This is a genomic window from Agarivorans sp. MS3-6, from assembly GCF_054112545.1.
Genome location: NZ_CM134202.1, coordinates 4,190,876 through 4,217,233 on the forward strand (window position 1 = coordinate 4,190,876; position 26,358 = coordinate 4,217,233).

General features: G+C 44.4%; 19 protein-coding genes. 17 read left to right on the plus strand and 2 right to left on the minus strand.

Annotation, left to right across the window (positions count from 1 at the left end; translation table 11 throughout):
• The first annotated feature begins 1 nt into the window (after position 1).
• The 17 genes from ACVFI8_RS19365 (at position 2) to ACVFI8_RS19445 (ending at position 24,075) form a co-directional block, all read left to right on the plus strand.
• Positions 2 to 172, plus strand: coding sequence for a hypothetical protein (locus tag ACVFI8_RS19365; RefSeq protein WP_248711957.1), 171 nt, complete (start codon positions 2 to 4; stop codon positions 170 to 172).
• A gap of 210 nt (positions 173 to 382) precedes the next feature.
• Entirely contained in the window at positions 383 to 1,081 is a 699-nt protein-coding gene (locus ACVFI8_RS19370) for a VC0807 family protein (protein ID WP_248711956.1), read from the plus strand.
• Positions 1,082 to 1,441: 360 nt separating this feature from the next.
• A complete protein-coding gene (locus ACVFI8_RS19375; protein WP_457872380.1) occupies positions 1,442 to 2,191 on the plus strand; it encodes a substrate-binding periplasmic protein in 750 nt (249 codons plus the stop codon).
• A gap of 226 nt (positions 2,192 to 2,417) precedes the next feature.
• On the plus strand, positions 2,418 to 3,848 hold the full coding sequence (locus ACVFI8_RS19380) for a Wzz/FepE/Etk N-terminal domain-containing protein (RefSeq protein WP_457872382.1): 1,431 nt from the start codon (positions 2,418 to 2,420) through the stop codon (positions 3,846 to 3,848).
• A gap of 13 nt (positions 3,849 to 3,861) precedes the next feature.
• A complete protein-coding gene (locus tag ACVFI8_RS19385) occupies positions 3,862 to 4,944 on the plus strand; it encodes a glycosyltransferase (RefSeq protein WP_248711953.1) in 1,083 nt (360 codons plus the stop codon).
• A gap of 19 nt (positions 4,945 to 4,963) precedes the next feature.
• Complete coding sequence (locus tag ACVFI8_RS19390; protein WP_457872384.1) at positions 4,964 to 6,775, plus strand: sugar transferase; 1,812 nt, start codon at positions 4,964 to 4,966, stop codon at positions 6,773 to 6,775.
• A gap of 387 nt (positions 6,776 to 7,162) precedes the next feature.
• Positions 7,163 to 10,228 (plus strand): ammonium transporter, encoded by a 3,066-nt coding sequence (gene amt / locus ACVFI8_RS19395; RefSeq protein ID WP_457872385.1) that lies wholly within the window; start codon positions 7,163 to 7,165, stop codon positions 10,226 to 10,228.
• A 256-nt stretch (positions 10,229 to 10,484) separates the two neighbouring features.
• On the plus strand, positions 10,485 to 10,847 hold the full coding sequence (locus ACVFI8_RS19400) for an STAS domain-containing protein (protein ID WP_248711950.1): 363 nt from the start codon (positions 10,485 to 10,487) through the stop codon (positions 10,845 to 10,847).
• Positions 10,848 to 10,868: 21 nt separating this feature from the next.
• On the plus strand, positions 10,869 to 11,693 hold the full coding sequence (locus ACVFI8_RS19405) for an OmpA family protein (protein ID WP_457872386.1): 825 nt from the start codon (positions 10,869 to 10,871) through the stop codon (positions 11,691 to 11,693).
• A 10-nt stretch (positions 11,694 to 11,703) separates the two neighbouring features.
• Positions 11,704 to 13,839 carry an SLBB domain-containing protein gene (locus ACVFI8_RS19410; protein WP_457872387.1) on the plus strand — a complete coding sequence of 712 codons (2,136 nt, stop codon included), beginning with the start codon at positions 11,704 to 11,706 and terminating at the stop codon, positions 13,837 to 13,839.
• The gene (locus ACVFI8_RS19415; RefSeq protein ID WP_457872388.1) at positions 13,836 to 14,534 is read left to right on the plus strand and encodes a hypothetical protein; all 699 of its coding nucleotides are present in this window, start codon (positions 13,836 to 13,838) and stop codon (positions 14,532 to 14,534) included. Before ACVFI8_RS19410 ends, ACVFI8_RS19415 begins: the two co-directional genes overlap by 4 nt.
• Before the next feature lie 43 nt (positions 14,535 to 14,577).
• Entirely contained in the window at positions 14,578 to 15,477 is a 900-nt protein-coding gene (locus tag ACVFI8_RS19420) for a phosphate/phosphite/phosphonate ABC transporter substrate-binding protein (RefSeq protein WP_457872389.1), read from the plus strand.
• A gap of 31 nt (positions 15,478 to 15,508) precedes the next feature.
• Positions 15,509 to 18,616: a PAS domain S-box protein gene (locus ACVFI8_RS19425; RefSeq protein WP_457872391.1), complete on the plus strand. Its 3,108-nt coding sequence runs from the start codon at positions 15,509 to 15,511 to the stop codon at positions 18,614 to 18,616.
• 14 nt (positions 18,617 to 18,630) lie between these two features.
• The gene (locus ACVFI8_RS19430) at positions 18,631 to 20,061 is read left to right on the plus strand and encodes a sigma-54-dependent transcriptional regulator (protein WP_457872392.1); all 1,431 of its coding nucleotides are present in this window, start codon (positions 18,631 to 18,633) and stop codon (positions 20,059 to 20,061) included.
• A 284-nt stretch (positions 20,062 to 20,345) separates the two neighbouring features.
• On the plus strand, positions 20,346 to 22,466 hold the full coding sequence (locus ACVFI8_RS19435; RefSeq protein ID WP_248711943.1) for an LruC domain-containing protein: 2,121 nt from the start codon (positions 20,346 to 20,348) through the stop codon (positions 22,464 to 22,466).
• Between the two features lie 4 nt (positions 22,467 to 22,470).
• Positions 22,471 to 23,007, plus strand: a complete 537-nt coding sequence (locus ACVFI8_RS19440) for a hypothetical protein (RefSeq protein ID WP_457872393.1) — start codon at positions 22,471 to 22,473, stop codon at positions 23,005 to 23,007.
• A 15-nt stretch (positions 23,008 to 23,022) separates the two neighbouring features.
• Entirely contained in the window at positions 23,023 to 24,075 is a 1,053-nt protein-coding gene (locus tag ACVFI8_RS19445) for a glycosyltransferase family 4 protein (protein WP_457872394.1), read from the plus strand.
• A gap of 147 nt (positions 24,076 to 24,222) precedes the next feature.
• On the opposite strand, the gene ACVFI8_RS19450 is transcribed toward ACVFI8_RS19445, so the two are convergent.
• A complete protein-coding gene (locus ACVFI8_RS19450) occupies positions 24,223 to 25,182 on the minus strand; it encodes a GGDEF domain-containing protein (protein ID WP_248711940.1) in 960 nt (319 codons plus the stop codon).
• Positions 25,163 to 26,224: a response regulator gene (locus ACVFI8_RS19455; RefSeq protein ID WP_248711939.1), complete on the minus strand. Its 1,062-nt coding sequence runs from the start codon at positions 26,222 to 26,224 to the stop codon at positions 25,163 to 25,165. The genes ACVFI8_RS19450 and ACVFI8_RS19455 overlap by 20 nt, the downstream gene beginning before the upstream one ends.
• Positions 26,225 to 26,358 lie beyond the last annotated feature (134 nt).

Below are 26,358 nucleotides of genomic sequence, written 5' to 3' on the forward strand. Positions count from 1 at the left end.
AATGTCAAAGAAAGTGATAAGGTTTGAAATCGAGAAAGAAACTAAAAACAGCGTTCGCTATAAGGAAGTCCCCGACGAGGGAACGGCGCCTATATTGGGCTCATTGTATGTTCAGAAATGGTTTGCGGGTAATAGTCAAACCATTGAAATCACCCTTGATAAAAAAGACTAGCGGTAACTGATAGTCATTTTTTGACGTAGCTAAGCAGCTGTAGGCTACAGAGAATACCAGCCGTGGGGCATCACGTTTTTCTTTGTCTGTAGCGCAGGATTGCATGACAATGAGTGCTTAAATGAAAAATCAGCCGCTATTTGCTGGTTGTTTCATTGCTCATAATTCGCTATAACCTTTCAACTCAATTTGCAACAACATATAGAAGCCATGAAAAGTTCTCCTACGCATAAGCCTCGTCCTTTAGTTGATCTCATCGTCAGTATCGTTTTACCGTCTTTTATACTCATGAAATTAAGTGGCGACGATGCCTTAGGCGCGAGTGGAGGTTTGATTGCTGCGCTGGCCTTCCCTCTTGGGTGGGGGCTTTTTGAGCTAATCAGATATAGAAAATTTAACTTCATTGCTTTACTAGGCTTGGTGAGTGTTTTGTTGACGGGGGGGATTGGTTTATTTGAGCTCGATACAAAATGGTTAGCGATTAAAGAAGCGGCTATACCCGCGGTAATAGGCATCGCCGTTTTAGTCTCTACCTTTACCCCTTATCCTTTGGTTAAAACCTTGCTGTTTAACCCTGATATTATGGATGTGGAAAAAATCCAACAACGTTTAGCTGAACATAACAGCAGTGCTGCCTTTGAAAGCCGCTTACTAAAGGCCACCTATTTTGTCGCCGGCTCCTTCGCCTTTTCGGCAAGCATGAACTATATCCTCGCCAAATGGCTAGTGACTAGCCCAGCTGGAACGTCGGCATTTAATGAACAGCTTGGCCAGTTAACTCTCTATAGTTACCCGATGATAGCGCTACCCTCGATGGTAATGATGATGGCTATTTTTTATTACTTGTGGCGCACAATTCATAGCCTAACGGGGCTTGAGTTAGAGGAAGTCCTGGCATCTAAGAAATGACTCTATATTGAGGAGTACTGTCGACTCGACTGCTGTGGTATTCGAAGAGATTAGGCTGATGGCCTAACGCTTAACAATGGGGGCCTAATCAATAGGGATAGGTTAGACCCCGCACAAATGATTCAACTCCGTATATCCCAATATGACAAATATCGTGGTGATGTTGCTTAGGGTTTGGTTTGCTGGTGTTACCTATAGTAGGCCGGTCCAAGTGTTATGCTCTCTACCGCTGTAAGGGCCGAAATACCGATTACCAATTGCCCTGTGGTACTCAATTGGCGATGAGCTTGTAAAATCAGTGGTATGTCTTAAAGTCTTTGTATAAGAACATCATTTGTTGGGTGGCCAAAGGCAAACCTCATGTTTAAAGTTCTGCTGTTTGTATTGTCAATGCTACTGATTCATTCTGAAAAGGTTTACGCCGAAAAAATAGTGCTTGCCGCTGCCGCTGGCAGTATCCCAACCTCATATCTAGAAAACGGTGAACAAACCGGTATTTTAGTGGATGTTATAAACCAAGCGTTTACCAGAGCGGGTTACACCGTTGACATTAAGCTAATGCCTTGGGCCAGGTGTTTGAAATCTGCCCAAGAAGGCACTGTTGATGGCATCTTCTCCCTGTATTTAACTGATGAACGACAGAAATACCTCACTTACACTAGCGAAGTACTGATAACCCAGATTCAAGCATTGTTTGTCTCAATTGATTCGACCATCACCTATGATGGTGACCTTCAACAATTGGCAGATAATTCAATCGGCATCATCAATGCAACTAGCTACGGTCCAAGGCTTGATGCTGCTTTAGAGCAGGGCTTATTTAAGACTGTTGATGAAGCTCAAAGCTCAAAAAGTAATCTTAGAAAACTACTGGCTGGTCGAGTAGATTTGATACCCTCATATCGGCATGTGGTTTTTAGTACTGCAAAAACACTGGGCGCAGCGCATAGAATAAAGCAGTTATCACCTCCTATAGAAGCCATTCCTAGTTATTTAGCATTCACTAAAAAACGAGACTTTTCCATCGTCATTAGGGAATACAACAAGGCGCTCGCAGCAATGAAGCAAGATGGCAGCTACGATATGATTTTTGAGAAATACCTTCAATAGTCACCCTCGCGACTATCCGTGAAGCGGCGTATGTAGATTTGTGCTAGGCAAGTCCTCCTTGTCACGCTCATATTTCTTGAATGTACCTTGCGGTTATCGCTTATCTTGCAAATTGCAAAGAGCACTAAATGTTTGCTTAACATTTCCTCTAAGTGTCTGATACTAAGAATAAAAAAATAATGGTACGAAATTCGCACTTCAAGGCTTGAATAAAGTGGAGAATACAATGGGCGAGTTACTACCAAGAATTTATTTAATCGTTGATGCGCTGTGGCGTCGACGTTATTTAATTGCTTTACCAATATTACTTATGCCTATTGCTGGTGCCTTAGTATCACTAATGTCTGATAAGCAATATGCCTCGCATACGAGTATGTTGGTACAGGAAACTGCCAGTTTAAATCCATTTTTAGAAGACCTAGCTGTATCTGCCAACGTTGAAGGACGGATGGAAGCCTTAACCACCTTATTACATAGCCGACATGTTTTAAGTGAAGTGGCCATAGAACAAGGTTTGATGTTTGAGAGTGATAGTCCCTTACGCAAAGAGCAAGTAATTAAGCGATTATCATCAGCACTAACCGTACGCCAAGTGGGTAAAGATTTAATTAGGATCGATTATAAATCAGCTAATCCTCAGGGCATGAGTGAGTTGCTAGAAACAGTCTCAACACATTTCATCGAGCAGTTACTGGCGCCTTCCCGTTCTTCAATCCAAGACTCTGAGCGCTTTTTGCGTGAGCACTTAAGCATTAGCAGCTTAGAACTAGAAAAAGCCGAAGAAGCCTTGGCATCATATCGCACCGAGCACGCCGATGGCTTGCCCGAACAACATGCCGCAAATATGGACCGCTTATCACAAATACGTCAGCGGTTGATTGAGCGCGAAGCTGAATTAGCAGGGGCGAAACAAAGTTTAGGTAGCATAGATCAACAGCTTTCACGGACAAACCCGGTAGTGACGCGTCTTGAGGAGCAAATTGTCCTAAATCGGGCTGAGTTAGCGACCTTAATGTCTCGTTATACCGAGGGGCACTCTAAGGTGCTGGCTATCAAACGTACCTTACGTCATCTAGAAGAGGAGCGTGAACAAGTGTTGGCGCTACCAGAATCGGCGGTGAGCAATACCGACAGCTCGGCGTTACTCCAACAGCAAATCTCGATTACTGAGTCCAATGGTGAAATGTTGATTGTGCAGGTAGAGGCCTTAATGATAGCTCGTCAACGGGTAGACGCTTTGGCCGAAGAGGTATCGCAGTTACGCAGCTTAGCCAATTCATTGCAGCAACAAATTGGTTCAGTGGGTGAGCAAGAGCAGCAGCTTCGTATCTTAAATCGAAATCTGCGGGTGCAACGTAGCCTCTACGAAAACCTGCTCACTCGCTATGAAATGGCCCAAGTTACTGGTGCGTTGGGGGTATTTGAGCAAGCTGACCGGATAAAAATTATTGACCGAGCTTATACCCCTAGTGGCCCAGCAACATTACCCATGTGGATGTTTGTAGTTGCAGGTTTAGCTGGAGGCATTGCCATTGGCATTAGTTTAGCGGTGATTGCAGAGCTAACCGATTCAAGTTTACGCACTATTAAAGACATTGAAGACATTGCGGGAGTATCGGTATTAAGCCGAATTCCACCGCTTAAAGAATCGCATTAAAAAGGATTACATTATGAGCATTTGGATCCAAGTCGTTCAACATTTGCAACCCGGCGGTATTGAAACTATGGCGTTAGATTTACAACGCATGGAAGAGACACATGAGCAAGGGGTGATTATCTCTCTGGAAGGGAACAAAGAACAGGCGCTAGCAGCTTGGCCGCGCTTACGTCCTTATGCCTCCCGATTGATGTTCTTGGATAAAAAGCCCGGTTTTCATTTTGCGACCTTGTGGAAGTTGATAAATTTGTTTCGCCAATGGGCCGTGCCAGTGGTGCATACCCATCATATTGGGCCGCTAATTTATGGCGGCATTGCAGCCCGCTTGGCGGGCGTCAAAGTGCTTATTCATACTGAGCACGACGCATGGCACCTACGCCAGCAGCGTCGCCGTCTTTTACAGGCGCTGGTACTGAAATGGGTCAAACCAATGCTGGTTGCTGATGCCAACCTCGTCGCAGGAGAGTTAAAAGCTGCTATAGGGGTGGATGATGAAAAGGTGCAAGTGATTAAAAATGGCGTGGATACTTATAACTTTACACCCGGTAATAAACTAGCGGCACGTAGGAAAATGGGATTACCTGAAGAGCGTCGAATGATTGGTTGTGCTGGGCGCTTAGAGCTTGAAAAAGGCCAGGCGGTGTTGATAGAGTCTTTAACATTTTTGCCTCCTGACGTTGATCTTGTGTTGGCTGGCGATGGCAGTCAGCGACCACATTTAGAACAATTAGTTCGGTCGTTAAACTTACAGCAGCGGGTTCATTTTTTGGGCGCGGTAGAAGCGATGCCTACTTTTTATCAAAGCTTAGACCTATTCTGTTTGCCGTCTTACTTTGAGGGTTTGTCATTGGTTATCTTGGAGGCGCAATCTTGTGAAATTCCCGCGGTGGTGACAGATGTTGGTGCGTCTACCGAAGCTCTTTGCCCACGCACAGGGACCTTGGTTGAGCCCGGTAGTGCTTTTGCAATGGCCCAAGCTTTAGAAAAAAAACTAGAGATGCCTAATTCTGGTAATCCTCGCCAGTTTGTTAAGCAATGCGGTGATTTACGCACCACGGCGCGTAACTACGCGGCGCTTCGTCACCGTTACTCTTAAGCAGAAAAGGAGAGGGGATATGAATGCATTGATTTGGATTACGTTAATAGCGATGTTTCTGGTGGTCTATCATCACGCGCTTTACCCGCTATTACTTAAGTTACTCAGTAAAGGGAATAAGCAAACAGAAGCTGCAAGCCCTGTTAGTGTGGTACGCAATTATCATCACAGCGAAGCCGATGCGCGATTGCCGACCATTCAATTACTCATTCCAGCTTACAATGAACAAGATTATATTGCGGCAAAATTGATTAATCTGACTACGCTAGATTATCCCGATGACCGCTTAAGCATTAAGGTGATATGTGATGGTTGCAGTGATAATACTGCCGCCGTCGCAAGAGCCTGTTTAGCAGAATTGAGCTTTTGCAGTTTTGATATCGAAATATGCGAACAAACAGACAATCAGGGCAAGGTGGCGGTGCTCAATCAGCATATTAGGCAAAGTCAGGCTGATATTGTGGCTTTATCAGATGTTTCTGCGCTCATCTCGGTTGACGCAATGCTGATTGCCGCAAGTCATTTTAGCCAAGCTGAGGTAGGGGTGGTCTGTGGTTACTACCACCTACTTAGTCCCGGTTCAGTAGGAGAGCAAGCTTATTGGCGTTATCAGCGTGAAGTGAAACGTTGTGAAGCTGACATGGGGGCGCCATTGGGTGCTCATGGTGCGTTTTATTTGATTCGTAAATCGTTATTTCGAGTTATGCCAGAAGACACCATCAATGATGATTTTGTTATTCCAATGGATATTGTGGCACAGGGGTATCGAGCGGTATATGAGCCAAATATTCGCGCGCTAGAGCTTGAACACGCTTCAGATAATCAAGACCGCAGTCGCAGGAAGCGTATTGGCGCCGGTAACTTACAACAGCTTATCCGGTTGCGCCACATGTTATTACCCCGTTTTAGAGGTGTTGCATTTACTTTTTTCTCGGGCAAAGCACTTCGTGTGACCATTCCGGTATTTATGTTAACCAGCTTATTTGGCTCCATGCTGCTAGGCGTGCAGGCTCCATTGTTTGCGGTACTATTTCTATTACAGTTAGTGGCTTACGTATTAGCTATGCTACCGAGAGTTTTACCTCGTCTGGTTTGGCCTAGGGCAATTGCTAGCCTTAATTATTTGGTGGAGGGGCATTTTTCTAGCATGCTTGGCTGCCTTGAGTACCTAGCTAAGAAGGTGAGGCGCCAATACTTGCTTCGATTTGTTAGCCCCACTGTGATGGTGGGTAAACGAGCATTTGATATTATTGGCTCGAGCATATTGCTGGTTGTTTTTAGCCCTTTGTTTCCGTTGGTAGCCTTAGCGATTAAATTAGACAGCAAAGGCCCTATCTTTTACCAGCAAACACGGGTCGGACTGATTTCTGACAAAGTAGTGCAATTATTTGAAATTTATAAGTTTAGAAGTATGCGAGCCGATGCGGAAAAAAACAGTGGTGCGGTATGGGCGAGCAAGCGAGATGATCGAACAACTCGAGTAGGGCGGTTTTTGCGTAAAACCCGTATTGATGAGCTACCGCAACTCATCAATGTACTTAAAGGCGAGATGTCTTTAGTGGGGCCTCGTCCCGAGCGGCCGGTATTTTACCACTCTTTAGAGCAAGCTATCCCTTACTACAGCGAGCGTACCGTAGGCTTAAAGCCTGGCATTACCGGCTTGGCTCAAGTCAACTTGGCCTATGACTCCAGCATTGAAGATGTGAAGCAAAAGTTGGCTTACGATCACTGCTATGCATTAAGTCTGAGCCAATGTGGCACGTGGTTATATCAAGACCTTAGCGTTTTACTTAAAACCGTATGGGTAGTGGTGGCAGGGAAGGGGCAATAGTTTGCGCGGCTAATGTCTACCCTTAGGTAATATAGCCAGTGATTGCTGAACTAATCAGTAAGTATGTGTCACCCTATTTAGTGAAATCGTCGATGTTAACGATGGGCTACCCGTAGAAAAACAGGGTTTTGCTACGGTTCCGAGATAATTGTAGTTGATTGCTCCAATATCGCTTTGTTTGTTCAATGGTTTTACCCATAAAGTTTTAATTATTGTTAGTCTTTACAAACGCTTACCCAATAGGTGTGAAGGTGTTTTGGCTTGCTAAACAGTCTTGTTGTATGGATACTGAACAAACTGTTTTAAAAGACATGGTGTTAAAAATACCAGCTGGAAGCTGTATTTTCGTGTACCTAAAGCAAACATCTTTCTCGATGGGGATATGTAATGGACTACTTATGGTTGCTGATTGCTTCAACCTTAGTGTTTTTAATGCAAGCAGGCTTTTTGTGTTTAGAAAGCGGCAAAATTCGCAGTAAAAACAGTATTAATGTCGCTGCGAAAAACATATCTGATTTTGTTATCGCTGCGCTTATTTATTGGGCGTTTGGCTTTGCGTTGATGTTTGGCGAGTCATCTAAGGGCTGGATAGGCCTGAGCGATTTTTTTGTGGGCGAGCAGCAATCGGCTTTCCAAGTTAGCTTTTTCCTATTTCAAATGATGTTTTGCGGTACTGCAGCAACGCTATTGTCGGGCGCGGTAGCTGAACGTATGTCCTTTATGGGCTACATCGCTGTATGTGTGATTATCAGCGCAGTTGTGTACCCGGTTGCTGGCCATTGGGCTTGGGCGTCGATATACATAAGCACAAACTTGGGCTGGTTGGAACGCTTAGGTTTTGTCGATTTTGCCGGCTCTACTGTGGTTCATTCTGTTGGCGGGTATGTCGCATTGGCAGCGGTACTGATTATAGGCCCAAGAATTGGTCGCTTTGATAGTGCTACATCTTTACCGGTAGGTAATAACTTACCGATGTCAGTGTTAGGTACCTTGCTTATTTGGTTGGGGTGGTTTGGTTTTAATGGTGGTAGCACTATATTGTTTAGTGACCAAATTCCTAGCATTATTCTTAATACTTGCTTAGCGGCCGCTGCTGGTGGGCTGATTAGTTCAGTCTGTCATTATTGGTTTAAACGTTATGTTGATGTGGGCTTTATCTTAAATGGTGTAATAGCCGGTTTGGTCTCTATCACAGCGGGTTGCCATGCCGTATCGCCAAAACAAGCCGTCATGATAGGCATGGTTGCTGGGGTGGTGTTATATGTCGGCACCCGTCTTATTGAACGCTGCAAAATAGATGATGCTTTAGGTGTTGTGCCTGCGCACTTGTTTGCTGGGGTCTGGGGGACTCTTGCTGTGGGTCTGTTTGCTAATTTAGACACCTTAGCTACGGGATTAACGCGTGTTGAACAAGTGACAGCACAGTTGTATGGCATTGGTGCAATTGGGGTGTATAGCTTTGGCTTAAGCTTTATATTGCTGTATACAGTGAATCATTTTTTCCCCTTAAGGGTATCGAGAGAAGATGAGCTAAAAGGCATGAATGTCAGTGAACATAGAGCGTCCACCGAGCTGATTGATTTACTAAGTTCAATGAATAACCAACAACAACAAGGGCGCTTTTCTGAGCCCGTTCCGGTTGAGCCATTTACCGAAGTGGGACAAATAGCCACTCAATATAATCAAGTTATCGAACGAGTCAGCGTGGAAATATCCAAACGTGATAATGCCATAGATGACTTTCGTGCCAGTGAAAAAAGAAAAAGTGCCATTTTAGACTCGTCGATGGATTGCATCATTACCGTAGATCTATTGGGTGGGATTATCGAGTTTAACCCTGCCGCAGAGCGTACTTTTGGTTATCTAAAATCACAAGTTAGCGGTAAGAGCTTTATTCAGCTATTTATCTTAGAGCAAGACCAAGAGCAAGTAAAAGCTAGCCTACAACATCGGTTTTCTACTTCGCAAGGTTTGCTCCGCAACAGGCGAAACGCAATTACCCTGCACCGTAATTCTGGTGACCAGTTTCCTGCAGAAATTGTGATTACTGGGGCCAGCTTGGGCAGTGAGATAAAAAATGAGTTTACCTTACATATTCGTGATGTAACCCGCCAACTTAAACTGCAAGATAAGTTGAAACAACTCGCCTATAGTGACCCCTTAACAGGCTTGTATAATCGAACCTATTTGATGGGGCGTTTACAAGACGTTATTCAACGCGCTACCCATAAAAATGAAGATATCGTTCTATTTTTTATGGACTTAGATCGTTTTAAGAAAATTAACGATACCCTAGGGCATAAGGCTGGAGATGAGTTGCTTTGTGAAGTGGCTAAACGTTTAATTAGTGTAACTAGATCTACCGATGTTATAGCCCGTTGGGGCGGTGATGAATTTGTAGTGTTGTTTTCTGGAGCGGTAAGCATTGAGTTGGCAAGGTCTAAAGCCAACGAGGTTTTAACGGTGATGCGAGAGCCTTTAGAGCTTGAGGGCAGAATGATAAACATTCCTACCAGTATTGGTATTGCGCCAGCAGTTGTTGGCCAAACGACGAGTGAACAGCTAATTCAACATGCCGATATAGCGATGTATTACGCTAAGCAACGGGGCCGAGACAACTTTCAAATTTTTGAAGCCGAAATGGCTCACAAGGCTGCCAGAAACTTCGATTACGAGCAAGAAATGGCCAAAGGAATAGAGTGCGGAGGACAGTTCTCTATGGTTTATCAGCCTAAAGTCACCGCTGATGGTGAGGTGGTTGGCTTGGAAGCCTTGATGCGCTGGTCTCACCCTAAAGAAGGGAGCATTTCGCCCAGTGAGTTTATTCCGTTAGCGGAAGAGTCTGATCTCGTGATCCAGTTGGGTCAGTTCGCTATCACTGAGGTGGTGATCTTGTTACAGCAATGGCAGCAGGAAAACATACGACAAGTGCCCATATCGGTGAATATATCCGGTAAACACTTGGTCTCAGGCCAGCTGGTGTCGTTTATACAAGAGCATTGTCATCGTTATGGGGTGAACCCCAGCCATTTGGAATTAGAAATAACCGAAGGGGTGCTACTCACCGATATTGAACGCTGTATTGAAGTGATGTCGCAACTACAAGCCCTAAACATAAGAATTTCAGTAGACGATTTTGGTACCGGCTACTCTTCACTTAATTACTTAAAACGCTTACCCATTGATGTGCTTAAAATAGATCGTTCTTTTGTTGATGAATGTGCAACCACGATAGAAGATGCTCAAATTTGTTCTACTATTATTAACTTAGCTAATAACCTAGGCTTAAGCACCGTCGCTGAAGGCGTAGAAACTCAAGCGCAGTTAGATTTTCTGAACCGTAATGGCTGCCAAGTTTATCAAGGCTTCTTCTTTTCTAGGCCAGTGCAAGCAAATCAACTGAACCGTTTATTAGCTAAGCCTGAACCGCTGAGCCAAGCAATAATAAACTAGGTTGGCTGCGGGTAATCCTCTTAAATCCTATCAGCGATAGTGCTAGTGTCAGAAAAATCCGCTGATGCGCACTGATCATGCTTAGCGAGACTTTAAACCTAGGCTGTTGCATTTTGCGAAATACGATTTTCTTTTCTGAAAATAAACGTCTTTTTTCATTTCTTACTGTTTTAAGTTATTGTAATTAATCAATATTTTAATGGTGGCATAGATTTGGCTTTATAGGTCTTGATAATCAAGAATTGTGGAGCTAAATATGAATATGCAACTTACTACTTCAGACCTCGGTGACCTTACTGCATCTATTGACGGTAACTTTGATGCCAAGTCATGTGCAGAGCATAAAAACCAATTTGAAAATATTTGCCACAGTGCAGCTAGCAAGCTAGTGATTGTGAATATGCAGCAGGTTGATTTTCTGGACGCCTCAGGAGTGGGGGCCTTGGTATTTATGTTTAAACGTATCAAGTCGGTGGGCGGCCGTTTAATTCTGGTGGGCGCCAAGCAACAGCCAAGAGATTTGCTCACTATGTTACGGGTAAACCACATCATTACCATGATGGATACCCTTCCTCGTCAAACTCAGCACGTTGACTCTTTAACGTCTATTGCCGCTTAAGTGGTATTCAAGGAGCCTATCATGCGTAGCATCATCATCAGCTTATTGTTATTAATGACCTCAGCGTGTAGCAGCTGGCCAGAGCAAGGGCGTGGCGGTTTTGCCGAGCATCAATTAGGTTTATTAGCATGGTTAGACGGCGATACGGGTACCGCTGACCTAAGAGAACTGGGTCCAGAGCATGGCCTGCATTTCGAGTCAGTATTAGTTAAACATCAATTAGATTTGTTAATCCTAGAAGGCGCCGAGTTATGTTTCCCTGCATCGGTCACTCAAGCGCGGATGCAACAGCAGCGAATAGTGCGTGAGTTAGAAGGGGGGTTAACCTTTGATGCTGCCAATGATCTTGAGATTCAACAACACTTTGTAAACATGTTAGAGCAGCGCCTTGATCGGGTTACCGAAAGTGGCGCCTGCCAAACTGATCGTCTAGGTCATATTCAATCTTCGCAGTTGATGGTAAGCATTAGCGACGCCTTAAATAGTAATAACCAGTTTGCTTTTGATTCGAGTGAGCTGACTCCGGCATATAAAGATCAGCTCACTAATCTCACGCCGATTATTGCGGCCAGTAAAGTAGCGCTAATTATTACCGGTCATAGTGATAGTAAAGGTGATGACGAGTACAAACAGCGTTTGTCTCTAGCCAGAGCGCAAGCGGTTGCAGACTACATGACAGAACTTGGTATGAACGAACAGCAAATTAAATTGGCTGCTGTTGCTGACTCTCAACCCTATTCAGAAGGCGAAACCGATGCCATTCGTCACTCAAACCGCCGCGTCACTATTAGTGTTATCGACGCCGAAACCAACATTTTCGCTCAGCGCTTTGAAAGCGCACAGTAAGGAGCAAACCATGAGTACTTCAAAGCTTTGTAAATTTATCGTTGTAGCATGGATGTTTGTGGGCTTGGTAATGAGTATTGTGTTTAGCGTGACCGCGTCGGCAGCGAACCCACAAGTGCAAGCGGGCGATGTGATTAGAATTATCCTACCTGGTGAGGCGTCTTTAGACAAAAATTTTGAAGTGGACCGAAATGGTCGGCTGATATTGCCAGAAGTAGGCCCGATTATGGTATCTGGTTTTACTGAGCAGCAAATGCAGGAAAAAATTAGACGCGAGCTATCTAAAGCGTATCGCGACTTAGCAGGCCTAAAAGTTCTGCTCGATGAGCGACGTATTCGGATTAGTGTATTAGGTTTTGTTGGCCAACCCGGTGAAGTAGTATTAGCCGAGGGTGCTGGCGTACAAATGGCTATTCAAGCTGCTGGAGGTTTACGCTCAGGGGCACAACTTGATCGCATGCAACTGCGCCGCGGCGATGATGAAACAGAAGTGTTCAATTACAAGCGTTACTTGGATTCTGGTGATTTAAAGGTACTGCCAAGGCTGGAGTCTTTGGATGTATTGTTTGTTCCGGCATCACCCAAGATAGGTAATGTAGCAGTCGATTTTGATCCTAAGGCGCTTAATGATAAAGGTGATGCCGCCGAAGATCGCACCGCTGTAAAAGTATTTGGTGAAGTGTATAACCCTGGCAGCTTTTCTTTTAAAGAGTCAGCGACATTGGTAGATATGTTGATGCGTGCCGGGGGCGTGACGCGTTATGCCAGTGTTGAACAAATTCGCGTTATTATTGATGGTGAGCCTAAGCTTTTCAATTTAAAGCGTTATCTGGACACTGGCGATAGCGATATGATGCCCCGCTTAACCGTTGGCACTACAGTTTTTGTGCCTAAGCAAGAAGAAGAGATTAAAGCCGGTGCTAACACCGTTTATGTAATGGGTGAAGTATTTAAACCTGGTGCTTATGAAGGTAATAAAAATGCTGGATTTTTAGATGTGTTAGCTAATTCGGGTGGCCCAACGCGGTTTGCTGAAACTCGTCAAATTAGAATTATTCGGGCAGGCGGTTCAGTAGAACGTTTTGATTTACAGTCTTTTACTGAAGGTCGCAGCGCCAAATTGCCAAAAATTGCCGCTGGCGACGCGATTTTCATCCCAGAAAAAACCGATTTAAATGAGAAATCATGGACCAAGGTTTCACCTAATCGTGCAGTAAAAGTCATGGGAGAGGTAAACCGTCCAGGCCGTTTTGAATGGGCCAACGAAATGAATCTCATGGATTTGTTAGCGCACGCTGGCGGCCCTAAACCTAACGCTGATATGGCGAAAATAACCGTATTATTTAGTGATGCAAACGGCAGTACTCGTTCGGTTAACTTTGACTTAAATGCGTATCTAAACGGCGAAATTAGTAATACACGTATGCCCCGTATCGTAGCTGGTACAACCATTATGGTGCCGCAATTGCCTGATGACCCAAGTGATAATAAATCTCAATGGGTGCGCCAGCGTTCAGAAGACTCTATTTATGTATTTGGTCAAGTAGTCGCCCCCGGCCGCTACCGCTTTGACCCCAGCATGCATTTCCTCGATATTCTTGCTGCAGCCGATGGCCCTTCGGAAAAAGCTGATATTAGCAATGTGCGAATCAGCCACCGTAATGGTAAGCATGCGCAAGTCTCAAAATTAGATTTAGCGATGTATTTTGAAACGGGAGATGAATCTTTGTTACCTAATGTGGTTCCAGGGGATTCGATTTACATCCCTGAAAAAGACCGTAACTGGTTGTCAGAGAAAAAAGAACGCACTGTTCGAGTGTTAGGTTCAGTGAACAAACCTGGTCGTTACCGCTTTAACGATGATATGACGCTATTAGATTTGTTAGCTGAAGCCGGCGGTGTCGACAATGATGGATTTCCTGAAAAAATCACCGTGGTTAACTTATCTTGTTGTAAAGACCAAGCTCGTACGTTTAATTTGCTCGAGTTCTCTAAAACCGGTGACTTTGGCATGCTGCCGGTGATTAGAGCTGGTGACACGGTGTACATCCCATCACGTGAAGAAAGTGGTTGGCATAAGGCTCGCCAAGGTATGGAAGATGTATTCAGAATTGTAACAATTAGCGCACTGTTGGGGTTTTTATGATTAGTTTACCTTCGAATTACCAAGAGTTAGAGCGAGTGTATCAACGCTTACCAGTGGCACAAAGCTCTTGCATTGGAGTGAGTTCAGCGCAACCGGAAGAAGGTGTGTCAACCCTTGTCGATGCCATAGCGAGGCGGGCCGCAGCGGCTAATCGCAGGGTATTGGTGGTCGATTTCAATCTGCATCACCCTCGACAATTCGATATACCGCTATTTGATTTAGGCTGGGATAGGGGAAAGGTACAAGGAGTGATTAAAGACCCTCACACTGGGATTGATTATTTACCTAGTCCAAACGACAAAGCTTCATTGCTTTCCCTTAAAGAGCCCGGAGTGATTGAGCAGTGGGTTGAGCGATGGAAAGAAAGCTATCAGTTGGTGCTGGTTGATACATCTGCGGTTAATCAAAACAATGGCGGTAATATCTCTGCTCAGCGAGCCTTATCAAGCTGTGATGCCAGCATTATAACCATGATGGCTGGGTTAACCTCACGGCCGGCTTTTGAATCGGCGATTGCTGACTTACGTACTGATGACGTGAGGTTGATTGGGGTTGTGATGAACGATCGCTTTAACCCTAGTTTGAAATCAGAATTATTGAGAGAAACCTCACGTATTACTGTTTTGTTTCCTCGTTTCAAGCGATATGTACAAAGAATACTTATTAACTCTCAACTACTTTCAATAAGGGTGTGATATGTTTTTTACTATACAAGCGTTAACTGGAGTAAGGAGCAAATTGAGCAAGCAAAAGCCGGATATTGAAATACTGGAGCTGAAAAGTAAAAAATACAAAGCTCGGCGAAGAACACAGATAAAGGCAACCCTGCTTATTGTCATCGCGCTACTGCTTATTTTTGTGGTTTTACAAGTGAAAGCAGCGCCAAAAATTTACACTTTTGGGGTGGTGCCTCAGCAATCGGCGACGCGTTTGGCTGTTCTATGGAGCCCTTTTTTGGATGCGCTTAGTGTTGAAAGCCATTACCAAGTGGAATTTAAAACCGCACCGAGTATTCCTGAATTTGAGAAGCGTTTAGCCAGTGGAGAATACGATTTTGCCTACATGAACCCTTATCATTATCAGGTCTATTCCGCGCATCCTGGTTATCGGGCATTTGCGAAATCTAAAGACAAACGACTAAATGGTATTATAGTGGTAAGAGCTGATAGTGATATTAATGTCACTAGTGTTCAGCAGCTCAATGACCAAACGTTAGCCTTTCCTGCACCTCGAGCGTTTGCCGCGAGCGTGGTGACTAGAGGGTATTTGATTCAACAAGGGGTCGACTTTACGCCCAAGTATGTGGGGTCTCATGATTCGGTTTACAGAGTGGTAGCGGCGGGTTTATATCCAGCTGGTGGCGGGATCCCTCGCACTTTTGCTAATAGCGATTCGACCATCACTGAGCAGCTAAAAGTGTTGTGGAAGTCGCCTGATTTTACACCTCATGCTATTGCTGCTCATCCAAGGGTGCCTGAAGCGGTGGTGCTCAGTGTGCAACGAGCAATGCTTGAAATGGACAGCAAACCAGAACAGCAAGTCTTATTGAAAGACTTAAATATGAAAGGTTTTGTATTAGCCAAAGACAAAGATTGGGATGATGTGAGGCAACTTAAAATAGGTGATACTCATCATTGACCAGCCTTGTTAACAAGGATGAATAGGCGCGATGAATCTTAGCTTTAAAGCGAAAACGGTAGTGGGTATAGCGCTGATAGAGTCAGTGCTTTTGGGCGTACTGGTTTATAGTAGTATTGGCTGGTTATATGACTCTAACGAGTTACAGGTCGAGCAACATGGCCGCATGATGTCTTCACTGTTTGCCTCTACAACTAAAAACGCCATTATTACTACCGATTTAGCGACTCTCGATAGCCTTACCGAAGAATTTTCTGCTCAGAAAGATGTCGCTTATGTCATCATTACTGACCAGAACCAACGACTACTCTCTAAAGGTGGCTCAGAGCCGCCCGCTAACACTGAACAACACGCCGACTTTGATAATGCGCACAAAATTTTTGAAACCGACACTGAAGTCATCATTGGCAACAAGCTATATGGTCACATACAAATTGGTATTTATGATCACGGTTTGCCTGCTTTAATTTCGGAGGCTAGCTCTTTTGGGGTGAGCATTGCTCTGTTAGAGATTACGTTAGTCGCGCTGTTTTCTTTTCTGTTAGGCACTTATTTAACTCGTCAGCTTGCTGGCCTTAGAGATGCTGCCAAAACCATCACTCAAGTCGGCCCTGGTTTTCAGCTCGCGGTAAAAGGCCGAGATGAAATATCGGAGGTATCTCGCGCCTTTAATAAAATGTCAGCGGCTTTAGAGCAATCGCATATTGAGTTTAGAGAAGCGATTGAAGGGCAAGAGAAGTTAGCGCTTGAGCTGGAGCAAAACCAATCTATCTTGAAAGCTACCATTAGCTCGGCCATGGATGCGGTAATAACTACCGATCGACATGGCTATGTGCTGGAGTTTAGCCAAAGTGCAGAGCGCATCTTTGGCTTTTCTCGAGATGAAATTGTTGGCCAAGAACTGGCTAGTTTTATTGTGCCTGAAGCCTTTAGAGAAATGCATCGAAAAGGCATGCAGCATTATAGAGATACCGGTGAAGCTCCCGTACTAGGGCAACGACTTGAGCTACCCGCATTACACAAAGAGGGGCATGAGTTTTTATCTGAGTTGACCATAAGTTCGGTAGAGGTGGGAGATGATACAATCTTTACTGCCTTTATGCGGGATATCTCCGATAGAAAGCGTACTGAGCAAGAGTTGAAGCTGGCCGCAGAAGCGTTTGATGCCAATGAGGCTATTTTTATCACTAACCATAATGCTCAAATCGTGCGAGTTAATCACGCATTTACTCGAATAACCGGTTACACAGAAGCAGAAGCTATCGGTCAGAAACCTTCCATTTTAAGCTCAGGCGAGCACGGCAAAGACTTTTATGACGACATGTGGGACAGCCTTAGAGAGCGCGGCGAATGGTCAGGAGAAATTGTTAATCGACGTAAAAATGGTGACTTATTACCTGAGTGGCTAAGTGTCTCATCAGTCAAAGATAACGAGGGTAAGCTGAGCCATTATGTCGCTCATTTTACCGATTTAAGTGCCCAAAAAGCCGTTGAAAAATCACTTGAGCGCGCTAAGCATGATGCCGAAGCGGCTAGTCTGGCTAAAAGCCGGTTTTTAGCCAGTATGAGTCACGAGATTCGCACCCCACTAAACGCTATCATCAATATGTATCAAATTCTTAAAGAAACTGACCTTAGCCTTGAGCAACAAGGGTTTGTTGATACAGGTAATGAAGCAGGCCATACCTTAATGGCTTTAGTGAACAATGTGCTTGATTTTTCTAAAATTGAAGCAGGGCAACTTGAATTTAATAATGAATGGTTTTCGGCATCAGAAACGCTTAATAGTATAGTCAAATTGTTTAGTACTTCCGCTCAGCAAAAAGCTTTGCAGTTTGAACTGCACATTGATGATGACATCTTGCCTGAGTACTTTGGAGAGCCGCTCCGCTTTAGACAAATTGTATTTAACCTGATGGGGAATGCGATTAAGTTTACCCAAGAAGGAGGGGTGACTTTAGCCTTAAGCTCCACCCATCCTTATGGTATCGAATTGTTAGTAAAAGACACGGGAATTGGAATTGAGAAGGAAGATAAAGAACGCCTTTTTGAGGAGTTTTTCCAAGTAGAAAGTGGTGTCAGTAAACGCTATTCTGGTACAGGCTTGGGTTTAGCCATTACTCGTCAATTGGTTGAGAAAATGGGGGGCGAGATTCATGTGGACAGTGAGGTAGGGCGGGGAACAACATTTACTGTTAAGTTTCCATTTAGAGGGCGACATGCCCCTGCAATTCAACTTGATGAGGCGTTCGAACAACCCGTGCCGAGTGACCGTTCGGCTAACAACGCAACCGTGTTGTTAGTGGAAGACAGCGCGATGAATCGGACGGTAGTCACCCAGGTGTTAAAGGATTTTGTTAAAGAGTTGAGTTGTGCTGAAAACGGTCAAATCGCCGTCGAACTTTGTGCTGAGAACCACTATGATGTCATCCTTATGGATATGGCGATGCCAGTTATGGATGGTTTATCTGCCACCCGAAATATTCGGGAAATGGAAGGGCCTAATCAACATACTCCGATCCTAGCGATGACCGCCAACGCCTTTGCCGAAGATAAGCAAGCCTGTTTTACTGCAGGTATGAATGATTTTATCACCAAGCCTATCGACATTCCTTTACTTAGGGCTAAACTGGTTCAGTGGTTTAATGATAAACCACAAATATTAGCGCCAGTTCAACCTCGTTTAGGCAGTGATGATGGATCTGAAGCTATTGAACTTAAAGATGAACAGATGCTTATCGCGTCATCTTCTTCAGACTTGGTGTCGGTTGAACCCGAACAAGATTTATCGTTGCTACTTGATAGGCAGGTACTGAATCAACTGGTTAAAGATGCTGGCACCGAAGCATTGCCATTAATGCTATCGTTGCTGTATCAAGAAACCGAGCAGCAGTTAAGCAGTATTCAGCATGCACATCAACGGCGGGCTTTTAATGATATAACGCTAGCCGCACATACCATGAAAGGAAACGTGGCGACCTTTGGCGGTGAACGTTTACGCAAATTAGCGTTGGTCATAGAGCTTGCAGGCAAAGCGTCTGACCTGAAGGCCTTAGATGAACAAATACCAAAATTAGCTAACACCGTAGAGCAAACTATTGCCGCGATTAAGCAGTTTGAAAAAACAGTAATAGCATAGCCTAGGGAGATACTATGGGAACTGAGTTAAAAGCCTCGGTGTTGTTGGTAGAGGACAGTGAAACATTAGCCGCTACCTATAAAGCGTATCTTAGTAAAGAAAACTTAAAGTTGGAACGTGTCGCCACTGGCGGTGCTGCCATCGAATTTTTGTCTAAGCAGTCACCACAAGTGATGCTACTGGACTTAAACCTTCCTGATATGGGAGGCATGCAAGTTCTAGAATGGATGGTGGAACGTAGCCTGCCTACCTCGGTGATTATTATTACCGCGTATGGTTCGGTAGATATAGCGGTTGATTCTATGCGTTTGGGCGTGGTTGATTTCATTGAGAAACCCTTCGATGCGAGCCGCTTAAAGGTAACCGTTAATAATGCGCTCAACTTACACAAACTCAAATCTCTAGTCGAAGACTACCAAGCTGACGCTGGTCGCGACAGTTTTCATGGTTTTATCGGTGCGAGCTTGTCGATGCAGAATGTTTACCGAATGATTGAAGCGGTAGCACCTAGCAAAGCCACAGTGTTTATTACCGGTGAAAGTGGCACTGGTAAAGAAGTGTGCGCTGAAGCAATTCACAAACAAGGAGAGCGTGCTGAAAAGCCGTTTGTTGCGATCAACTGCGGTGCGATACCTAAAGATCTAATGGAAAGCGAAATTTTTGGTCATGTTAAAGGCGCCTTTACCGGAGCGTCAGCACAGCGCGCAGGGGCCGCTTCACAGGCCCATGGCGGTACCTTGTTCTTAGATGAAATCGGCGAAATGGACATGGATTTGCAAACCAAGCTGTTACGTTTTGTGCAAACGGGGCGTTTTCAAAAGGTGGGTGGAAGCCAAGAAGAGCAGGTGGATGTACGCTTTTTATGCGCCACAAACCGCGACCCATGGGAGGAAGTGCAAGCAGGGCGTTTTAGAGAAGATCTTTATTATCGTTTATACGTTGTGCCGATCCATCTTCCCCCTTTGCGCGAGCGCGGTTTAGATGTGCCAGGCATCGCTCAAAAGTTCTTACGTCGTTATGCCAAAGAAGAGGGGAAACAGTTTCGTCGTTTTTCTAGTCTTACCGCCACCGTGATGAGCAATTATGATTGGCCCGGTAATGTACGCCAATTACAGAATGTTATTCGTAACATCTGCGTATTACATGATGGAAAAGAGGTATTGGCCAGCCAGCTTCCCCCTCCTCTTAATGTACTTGTACCCGAAGGTACCATTGGCAAAGATGGTCGCCATGCAGAAGAGTTAGAGGACCTAAGCAATAATGCGCAACTCGCCGGGACTAGCCAATATCAAATTCAACCTTTATGGATCACTGAAAAAGAGGCGATAGAGCATGCCATTGATCATTGTGATGGCAATATCCCCAAAGCCGCTGAGTTATTAGATGTAAGCCCTTCAACCATTTATCGTAAGAAACAAGCTTGGGAAGAGGCTGAAGTATCATAAGCCCTATGGCGAGTAGTCATCTGTAAATAACGCCCTTTAATAGGGCTTTTTTGTAGGTCTAACATGGTTAGCGTTAGGCTGATGAGTATGGCTGGTTTTTACTTTAAGCCTTGCTCTTTTCGAGAATACCTCACTGTGTCATCACCTATTTGCAACTTGCGAATGGGCGCTTATTTCATTCTTTACCTATCTAATAGTTCATAAAAATCATATGGTTATATTTTTGGCCTAGCTTTTGCTGAGTAGGAGTAATTGGCACTGTCCCCTAAACGATAGGATTGATTATGAAACTATGGAAACCACTGGCTTTTGCCGTTATCTGCTCGCCGTTGAGTAGTTACGGTGCTGCATTTTCAAGTTGCCCCACTCAAGCATTTTTAGTTCAACAAAATGTCGCTCAGTTATTTGGTGTAAACCTCGCCACTGGTTTTTATCAAACATTATCTACCGATATGGGCACCAGCGGTAAGCTAAATGCTATTGGTTTTAACCTACATGATGACTACTTATATGCCTGGAGTTATCAGCATGGAACCTTGGCAAGAATCGGTAACGACTACCAAGTAGAGCCCTTAGCATTAAACTGGAATGGCATTGATAGCAATGTGAACTTCTATGTGGGTGATGTGGCAGTAGACAATAATGCCCACTATCTCTATAGCAGTGGCTCTTCGCGTGGCTTATATCGTGTTCCGCTTGATGAAGGTGCTCCTGATTATCTTCAAATGGAGAGGGTGGTTGATGGTAGTACTTTAAATCTACGCATCTTCGACATGGCGTTCCATCCAGATAATGGGATGTTATATAGCGTAGATAACCGAGGCATATTATGGAAAGTGAATCCCAGTACAGGGGCCAGTGAAAACTTAGCCAATGTAGGGCAAACCGGCACCTTTGGCGCCGTATATTTCGATGTAGACGGTAACTTGTATATAAGCCGTAATAACGATGGGCTAGTATTTCAAATTGATATTGCTCAAGCCCAGCCCACGGCTGAACTGTATGCTCAGGGGCCAGCTTCAAGCAATAACGATGGCGCGCGTTGTGCCATTGCACCGATTGTAGCTGTCGACGATGCCACGATTGATTTTGGTGATGCCCCCGATAGTTTTGGCACGTCTTTAGCCAGCAATGGAGCGAGGCATCAATTGGTGGAAGGTGGCATTCGCTTAGGCAGCTACGTCGATGGTGAAGCTGATGCTTATGTTTACCCCAAAAGTGATGACAGCTCGCGGCTATTTGATGATGAAGATGGCATAGCTTTTGTGACTGATGTGCAAGTAGGCTTAGACTTTGTGATTCAAGTTGATAGCTCGGCCAGCGGTTACTTAAGCGCCTGGATTGACCTAAACGGTAACGGTGTATTTGATCTAGACGAACAGCTTATCACTGACCAAGCCGTCGTCGCTGGGGTTCAATCATTGTTAGTGACGGTGCCTGAAGGCTACGAAAGTGGAGACCGTTGGGCGCGTTTTCGAATTAGCTCGGCGGGTGGCAATGCCGCAACGGGCGGTGCACCTGACGGTGAAGTGGAAGATGTTCAGATATATGTAGGTGACTCGGCAACGCAAGTGAGTTATTACCCCAGTGCCGATGGTTATGCCACCGTAGCGTTTGAAGACAATTGGCCAGCAGCTGGCGATTACGACCTCAACGACTTAGTGGTTAATTTGCAAACCAAAGTACTCAGCTTTAGCAATGGCGATGTCGCGCGTATTGAGTTACAAGGCGAAGTAAGAGCGGTGGGGGCTAGCTTCCATAATGGCTTTGCTATACGCATACCAGGTATTGATAAATCTTTGGTAGACAGCGCCGCCATTCGTTATGAAATCAACGGCGAGTTGCAGCCAAGTAGTGTGCTAGACGCGAATACTAGCGATATAACCGCCATTATTGCTAGTGATGTACGTGACTATATTAATGATCAAAACCAATGTGATTTTTATAAAACGCAAGCAGATTGTCGTGGCGTTGGTCAATTACATTTTAAAGTACTGTTACCGATGTTGGAGGGGCTAGCTTCAAGCTCATTACCCAGTGCTCCTTTTGATCCCTTTATTTATGCTACCGAGCATAGTCGAGCGCCTTATTTTGCAAGCTCTCCGGGTCGTGGCTTAGAAATCCACGTTAAGAATCAACTGCCTACAGCTATGGCTAGCGATAGCTTGTGGGGCAGCTTTGATGATGTCTCCAACCCGTCGGCGAGCAGTTACTACCAAAATGAAAATGGCTTACCTTGGGCAATCATAGTGCCTTACAACTGGCAGTATCCTTTTGAACGAATCAGCATTGGTGATGCCTATCCGCTGTTTTTGGAATATGCGCAAAGTGAAGGCCAAGAAAATAGCCAATGGTATCTATTAGAAAACGCTCGTAGCGATTTAATCTACCAAGAACAGGACTAAAACCATGAACAAGAATCTAATAAATCCGATTAAGAAAACAGCATGTTGTATTGCACTTATGACCAGTTGTTCATTGTTATTGGCCTGTGGTGGCGGTGGCAGCGGTGCGGCAGAAATAATTGATAGTACCGAATCAAACCCTGTGCCAGATACACCGCCGATTGAAGAGATCGTTGTAGCGCCGAGCCCAGAGCCAGTGGTCACTCGACTGGAAGAGCTTCAAGTCGCAGAAAGCTTTACCTTTTCTAATCAACAAGAGATACAACTTACGGTTTATTATCCTTATCAAGCTTCTGAAAGAGCCTACCTAAATATCTGTACTCAGTGGAAAAATGCTGAACAGAACGCGGTGGATTATGACTCTTGTTTGTGGCGTGGCCAGATAAGCCAAACGCAGTCAGACGTGTATTTTAGCTTACCCGCTCATGCCTCCTATTTGGTTGCAGAGGTATGGCAGGTTTCATCCGGAGATATGAGCAGCACTAGACAAACGCTCGATCTGAACGGTAGTAACTTGCAGGCGTTGACCTTTAGTTTTTAAATTGAGAACAGATTTATGCGTCCATATACCACCAGTGTTGCCCTCCCAAAGCCGCAGTGCATTTGGCTTTTTATAGACTCGCAAGCGGTTGGGGGGATAGAAACCCATGTTGCCAATTTGGCTCTGGCTTTAGCGAAAAGAGATCACTCTGTGTCTGTGGTTTTTTGGCAGTCGTACCAAGTACAGCACCCAATGATAGAATTGTTAAACCAACATCACATTGCTTGGGTGATGTTAGATGGAAGCATCGGTTCAATCATGCATGCTATGAACGACTATCCACCATGTTTAATTCATAGCCATGGCTATAAAGCGAGCATCATTAGTAGAATGCTTAGATTAATTAAACCCTTAAAATTGGTGTCTAGTTTTCATGCGGGTGAGATAAGCAAAGGGCGAATGGCACTTTATGATTTTATAGACCGTTATAGCGCGTTACTGTCGCATAAACGGGTCGCGATAAGTACAGATATCGCGAATAGGATTGGCGCGCCTAGTAAGGTTATCGATAACTTTATTGATGTTCCTGCGAGTGCAGTATGCCAGTTGTCTAAGCGAGAGAAACCTACCATTGCTTTTGTCGGAAGGTTAACAGCAGTTAAGGGGCCTGACCGATTTTATCAGTTAGCTAAGCGCTTACCACAGTTTGATTTTGTGGTGTTTGGTGAAGGCGAGATGCGACCCAAAGAAGATGTCCTCGCGCTTAACAATTTGGTATTCCATGGGCAAAAAAATAGCATGGAATTACATTGGCGAAACATAGACTTATTGTGTATGCCGTCGCGTAATGAAGGCTTACCTATGGCGGCTTTAGAAGCGATGGGCAGAGGTATCCCAGTAATCGCGACTAATGTTGGGGGGCTGAGCCGGCTAATTGAGCACCAAGTTAATGGCTTTTTATTTAGTGGTTTTAATCTTGATTGCTGGCAAGCCTGTATCGTTGATTGGCATCAAGATAGATCTATGCAGGCTGCCATTGCGCGGCAAGCAAAGCGAACGATAAAGCAGCGCTTTTCGGCAGACGCAGTGTTACCGCAATTTGAGTTACTTTATCAGCAGCTGATTTAAACAGAAACAATCCAAATGAAGGTGAGTGACTCTTCTCTGGCACAAAATTCAACACGCGATACATGTGTAGATGTTCGAGTCACTTCTCAGCTTAATACCCTGCCTATATAGGCTCTATTTTAGCCCCCCTATAGAGCCAACGCATTATTAGGGTTGGTATAAACTGGTTTGATTACGTCCATTATGCTTACTTTTATATAGCGCTTGATCTGTTTTAGCTAACCACTCTTTGGCACTGGCCGTTTGCTCGTTTAGTTCTGCGCTGCCTAAACTAATAGTGAAGGGGATTTCAACACCGTCGATTACCGGTTTAAGTTGCTCAATACTGACTCGCAAGCGCTCGCAAAATATGCTGGCATGTTGAGAATCTGTATCTGTGAGAATAACCCCGAACTCCTCACCGCCGTAGCGTCCAGCGATGTCAGTTTTACGCATCACCTTGCGTAAGGTATCGCCCACTAAAGAAATAATGACATCTCCGGCAGGGTGGCCATAGGTATCATTGACTTTTTTAAAGTGGTCAATATCGAACATCACTAAAGAGCTTGCTCTGGTATTACGTACCGAGCGATTAAATTCTTGCTCTAACCGATCTTGCCAGTAGCCTCGGTTATAAAGCTGAGTTAGCTTGTCGGTGCGGCTCAGAACTTTTAGCTCTTCGTTGACTTTTATCGCTTCGAGTTTGTTAACCGCGTTATCGGTAACATCATAAATGATTAAACTAATATGAGTGACAATACCGGTTAATGAGGTAAGCGGTATAATAGTGATATTTTGATACATAAAATCTACCGTGCCTGTAATAGGGCGGTAGTTTTTAAATGGGAATACATGGGGGCGTTGCTCCCAAGTAGTAAAGGCTCGATTCTTTAAGAAAAAAACCGAATCAATCTTATGTCTCAGCCAGTCTTCAGGTAAGTTGGGGAATAAGGTAAACAAGCCTTTACCTTGAGCTTGGTCAGGTCGCAAGCCGCTATGCGCTTCCATGAAATTGTTCCAAACTTGAACCTGATAGTTTTTATCTAGCACCACTAAACCGACATCGATAGTTTGTATCATGTCTAGCATCCAGTGGAACTCATTCATTTCATTTTGGTGTTGGCTCATGATGCTCAAATAAGTAAGAAATTTTATTATTAAGTGTTGGCAAAGAATCTTCGGTAATCAACAGCAATAAATCACATTGAATATTGTGCTTTTCGATAGTGTAGTTGATTTCAATTGCTAAGGTTTTCTGCCAACGATGGGTATTATTATTGATTAAGTCGCCAATGTTACAGTGTTGCCCTAAAACAACGGGATGCCCTTGAGAGAATGAAAGATCAAGTTGGTCAGAGACGCCCTTCAAACAAGCCCCTATCAGAATATTGGCAATATCCATTAATACTTCTAACTGACCGTTATCGTCTAGTTCACCTTGATAGTTCATTAGCTTAGACATATCGCTAAAGCTAGAGTCATGGAAAAGTAATAGGGCTTCGCCGGCGATCCCTGAACCGATAAAACCTTGGCAAACCGCAGACATTTGTTCGTTTTCTTCGACTGAACTCAGTGCCATATGTAATTCACTGGTTTCAAGGATATTTACATTAGGGATGGGCAACACGATAAACGTATCTAGTAAACGCGCCAGTAAATCTGCCGCTCTACCCATAGCAACGTTAGCGATTTCTTGATAATGGTCTCGATAATCGACAATTTTAGGGCTAAGCGTATCGTTGACTGGTGCAGGCATTTTATCGAGAGCGGCTAAATCATTCTCGAGTTCGAGTAATTGCTGTGACTCTACGATGCCATAAGCAACCAAAATTTCGCCGATTTTTGCTTTATTGGTTGGCTTTTTAATAAAATCTAAAGCGCCCAGTTGTTTAACTCGCGCGTGAGCTTCAGGTTGGATATCACCAGACACGACAATGACAAGTGCCGGAAGGTCGTTACTTTGTACTTGTTCAAGTACCTCGTAGCCGTCCATAACGGGCATGTTTAAATCAAGAAAAACCACATCCCCTTTGCCTTCTCGGATCAAAGCTAGACCTTCCTGACCATTCTCAGCAAAGCTTATCTCCACGTCCCATCCCGGAGGGAGGCTTCGTGCCATTTGTTTTCTTGCGAGATTAGAGTCATCGCATATTAGAATCGGTAAGGGCATAATTTACTAGTAACTCTCCTTGTAGAGTGCATAGTATGAAGGTAAACCGCTGTGATGCTAAGAGTTAATAAAAAATAATCACTTTTCGTCTACGGCGCTTTGAGGTAATTCACAAAAACAGTTTTGTTATTAAC

What these genes read in the sequence shown, in the direction of transcription:
- ACVFI8_RS19430 (WP_457872392.1), top strand. Translation starts at nt 18,631, where the DNA reads ATGGGAACTGAGTTAAAAGCCTCGGTGTTGTTGGTAGAGGACAGTGAA.
- ACVFI8_RS19425 (WP_457872391.1), top strand. Translation starts at nt 15,509, where the DNA reads ATGAATCTTAGCTTTAAAGCGAAAACGGTAGTGGGTATAGCGCTGATA.
- ACVFI8_RS19365 (WP_248711957.1), top strand. Translation starts at nt 2, where the DNA reads ATGTCAAAGAAAGTGATAAGGTTTGAAATCGAGAAAGAAACTAAAAAC.
- amt (WP_457872385.1), top strand. Translation starts at nt 7,163, where the DNA reads ATGGACTACTTATGGTTGCTGATTGCTTCAACCTTAGTGTTTTTAATG.
- ACVFI8_RS19375 (WP_457872380.1), top strand. Translation starts at nt 1,442, where the DNA reads ATGTTTAAAGTTCTGCTGTTTGTATTGTCAATGCTACTGATTCATTCT.
- ACVFI8_RS19445 (WP_457872394.1), top strand. Translation starts at nt 23,023, where the DNA reads ATGCGTCCATATACCACCAGTGTTGCCCTCCCAAAGCCGCAGTGCATT.
- ACVFI8_RS19450 (WP_248711940.1), bottom strand. Translation starts at nt 25,182, where the DNA reads ATGAGCCAACACCAAAATGAAATGAATGAGTTCCACTGGATGCTAGAC.
- ACVFI8_RS19440 (WP_457872393.1), top strand. Translation starts at nt 22,471, where the DNA reads ATGAACAAGAATCTAATAAATCCGATTAAGAAAACAGCATGTTGTATT.
- ACVFI8_RS19385 (WP_248711953.1), top strand. Translation starts at nt 3,862, where the DNA reads ATGAGCATTTGGATCCAAGTCGTTCAACATTTGCAACCCGGCGGTATT.
- ACVFI8_RS19370 (WP_248711956.1), top strand. Translation starts at nt 383, where the DNA reads ATGAAAAGTTCTCCTACGCATAAGCCTCGTCCTTTAGTTGATCTCATC.
- ACVFI8_RS19390 (WP_457872384.1), top strand. Translation starts at nt 4,964, where the DNA reads ATGAATGCATTGATTTGGATTACGTTAATAGCGATGTTTCTGGTGGTC.
- ACVFI8_RS19400 (WP_248711950.1), top strand. Translation starts at nt 10,485, where the DNA reads ATGAATATGCAACTTACTACTTCAGACCTCGGTGACCTTACTGCATCT.
- ACVFI8_RS19435 (WP_248711943.1), top strand. Translation starts at nt 20,346, where the DNA reads ATGAAACTATGGAAACCACTGGCTTTTGCCGTTATCTGCTCGCCGTTG.
- ACVFI8_RS19410 (WP_457872387.1), top strand. Translation starts at nt 11,704, where the DNA reads ATGAGTACTTCAAAGCTTTGTAAATTTATCGTTGTAGCATGGATGTTT.
- ACVFI8_RS19380 (WP_457872382.1), top strand. Translation starts at nt 2,418, where the DNA reads ATGGGCGAGTTACTACCAAGAATTTATTTAATCGTTGATGCGCTGTGG.
- ACVFI8_RS19455 (WP_248711939.1), bottom strand. Translation starts at nt 26,224, where the DNA reads ATGCCCTTACCGATTCTAATATGCGATGACTCTAATCTCGCAAGAAAA.
- ACVFI8_RS19415 (WP_457872388.1), top strand. Translation starts at nt 13,836, where the DNA reads ATGATTAGTTTACCTTCGAATTACCAAGAGTTAGAGCGAGTGTATCAA.
- ACVFI8_RS19405 (WP_457872386.1), top strand. Translation starts at nt 10,869, where the DNA reads ATGCGTAGCATCATCATCAGCTTATTGTTATTAATGACCTCAGCGTGT.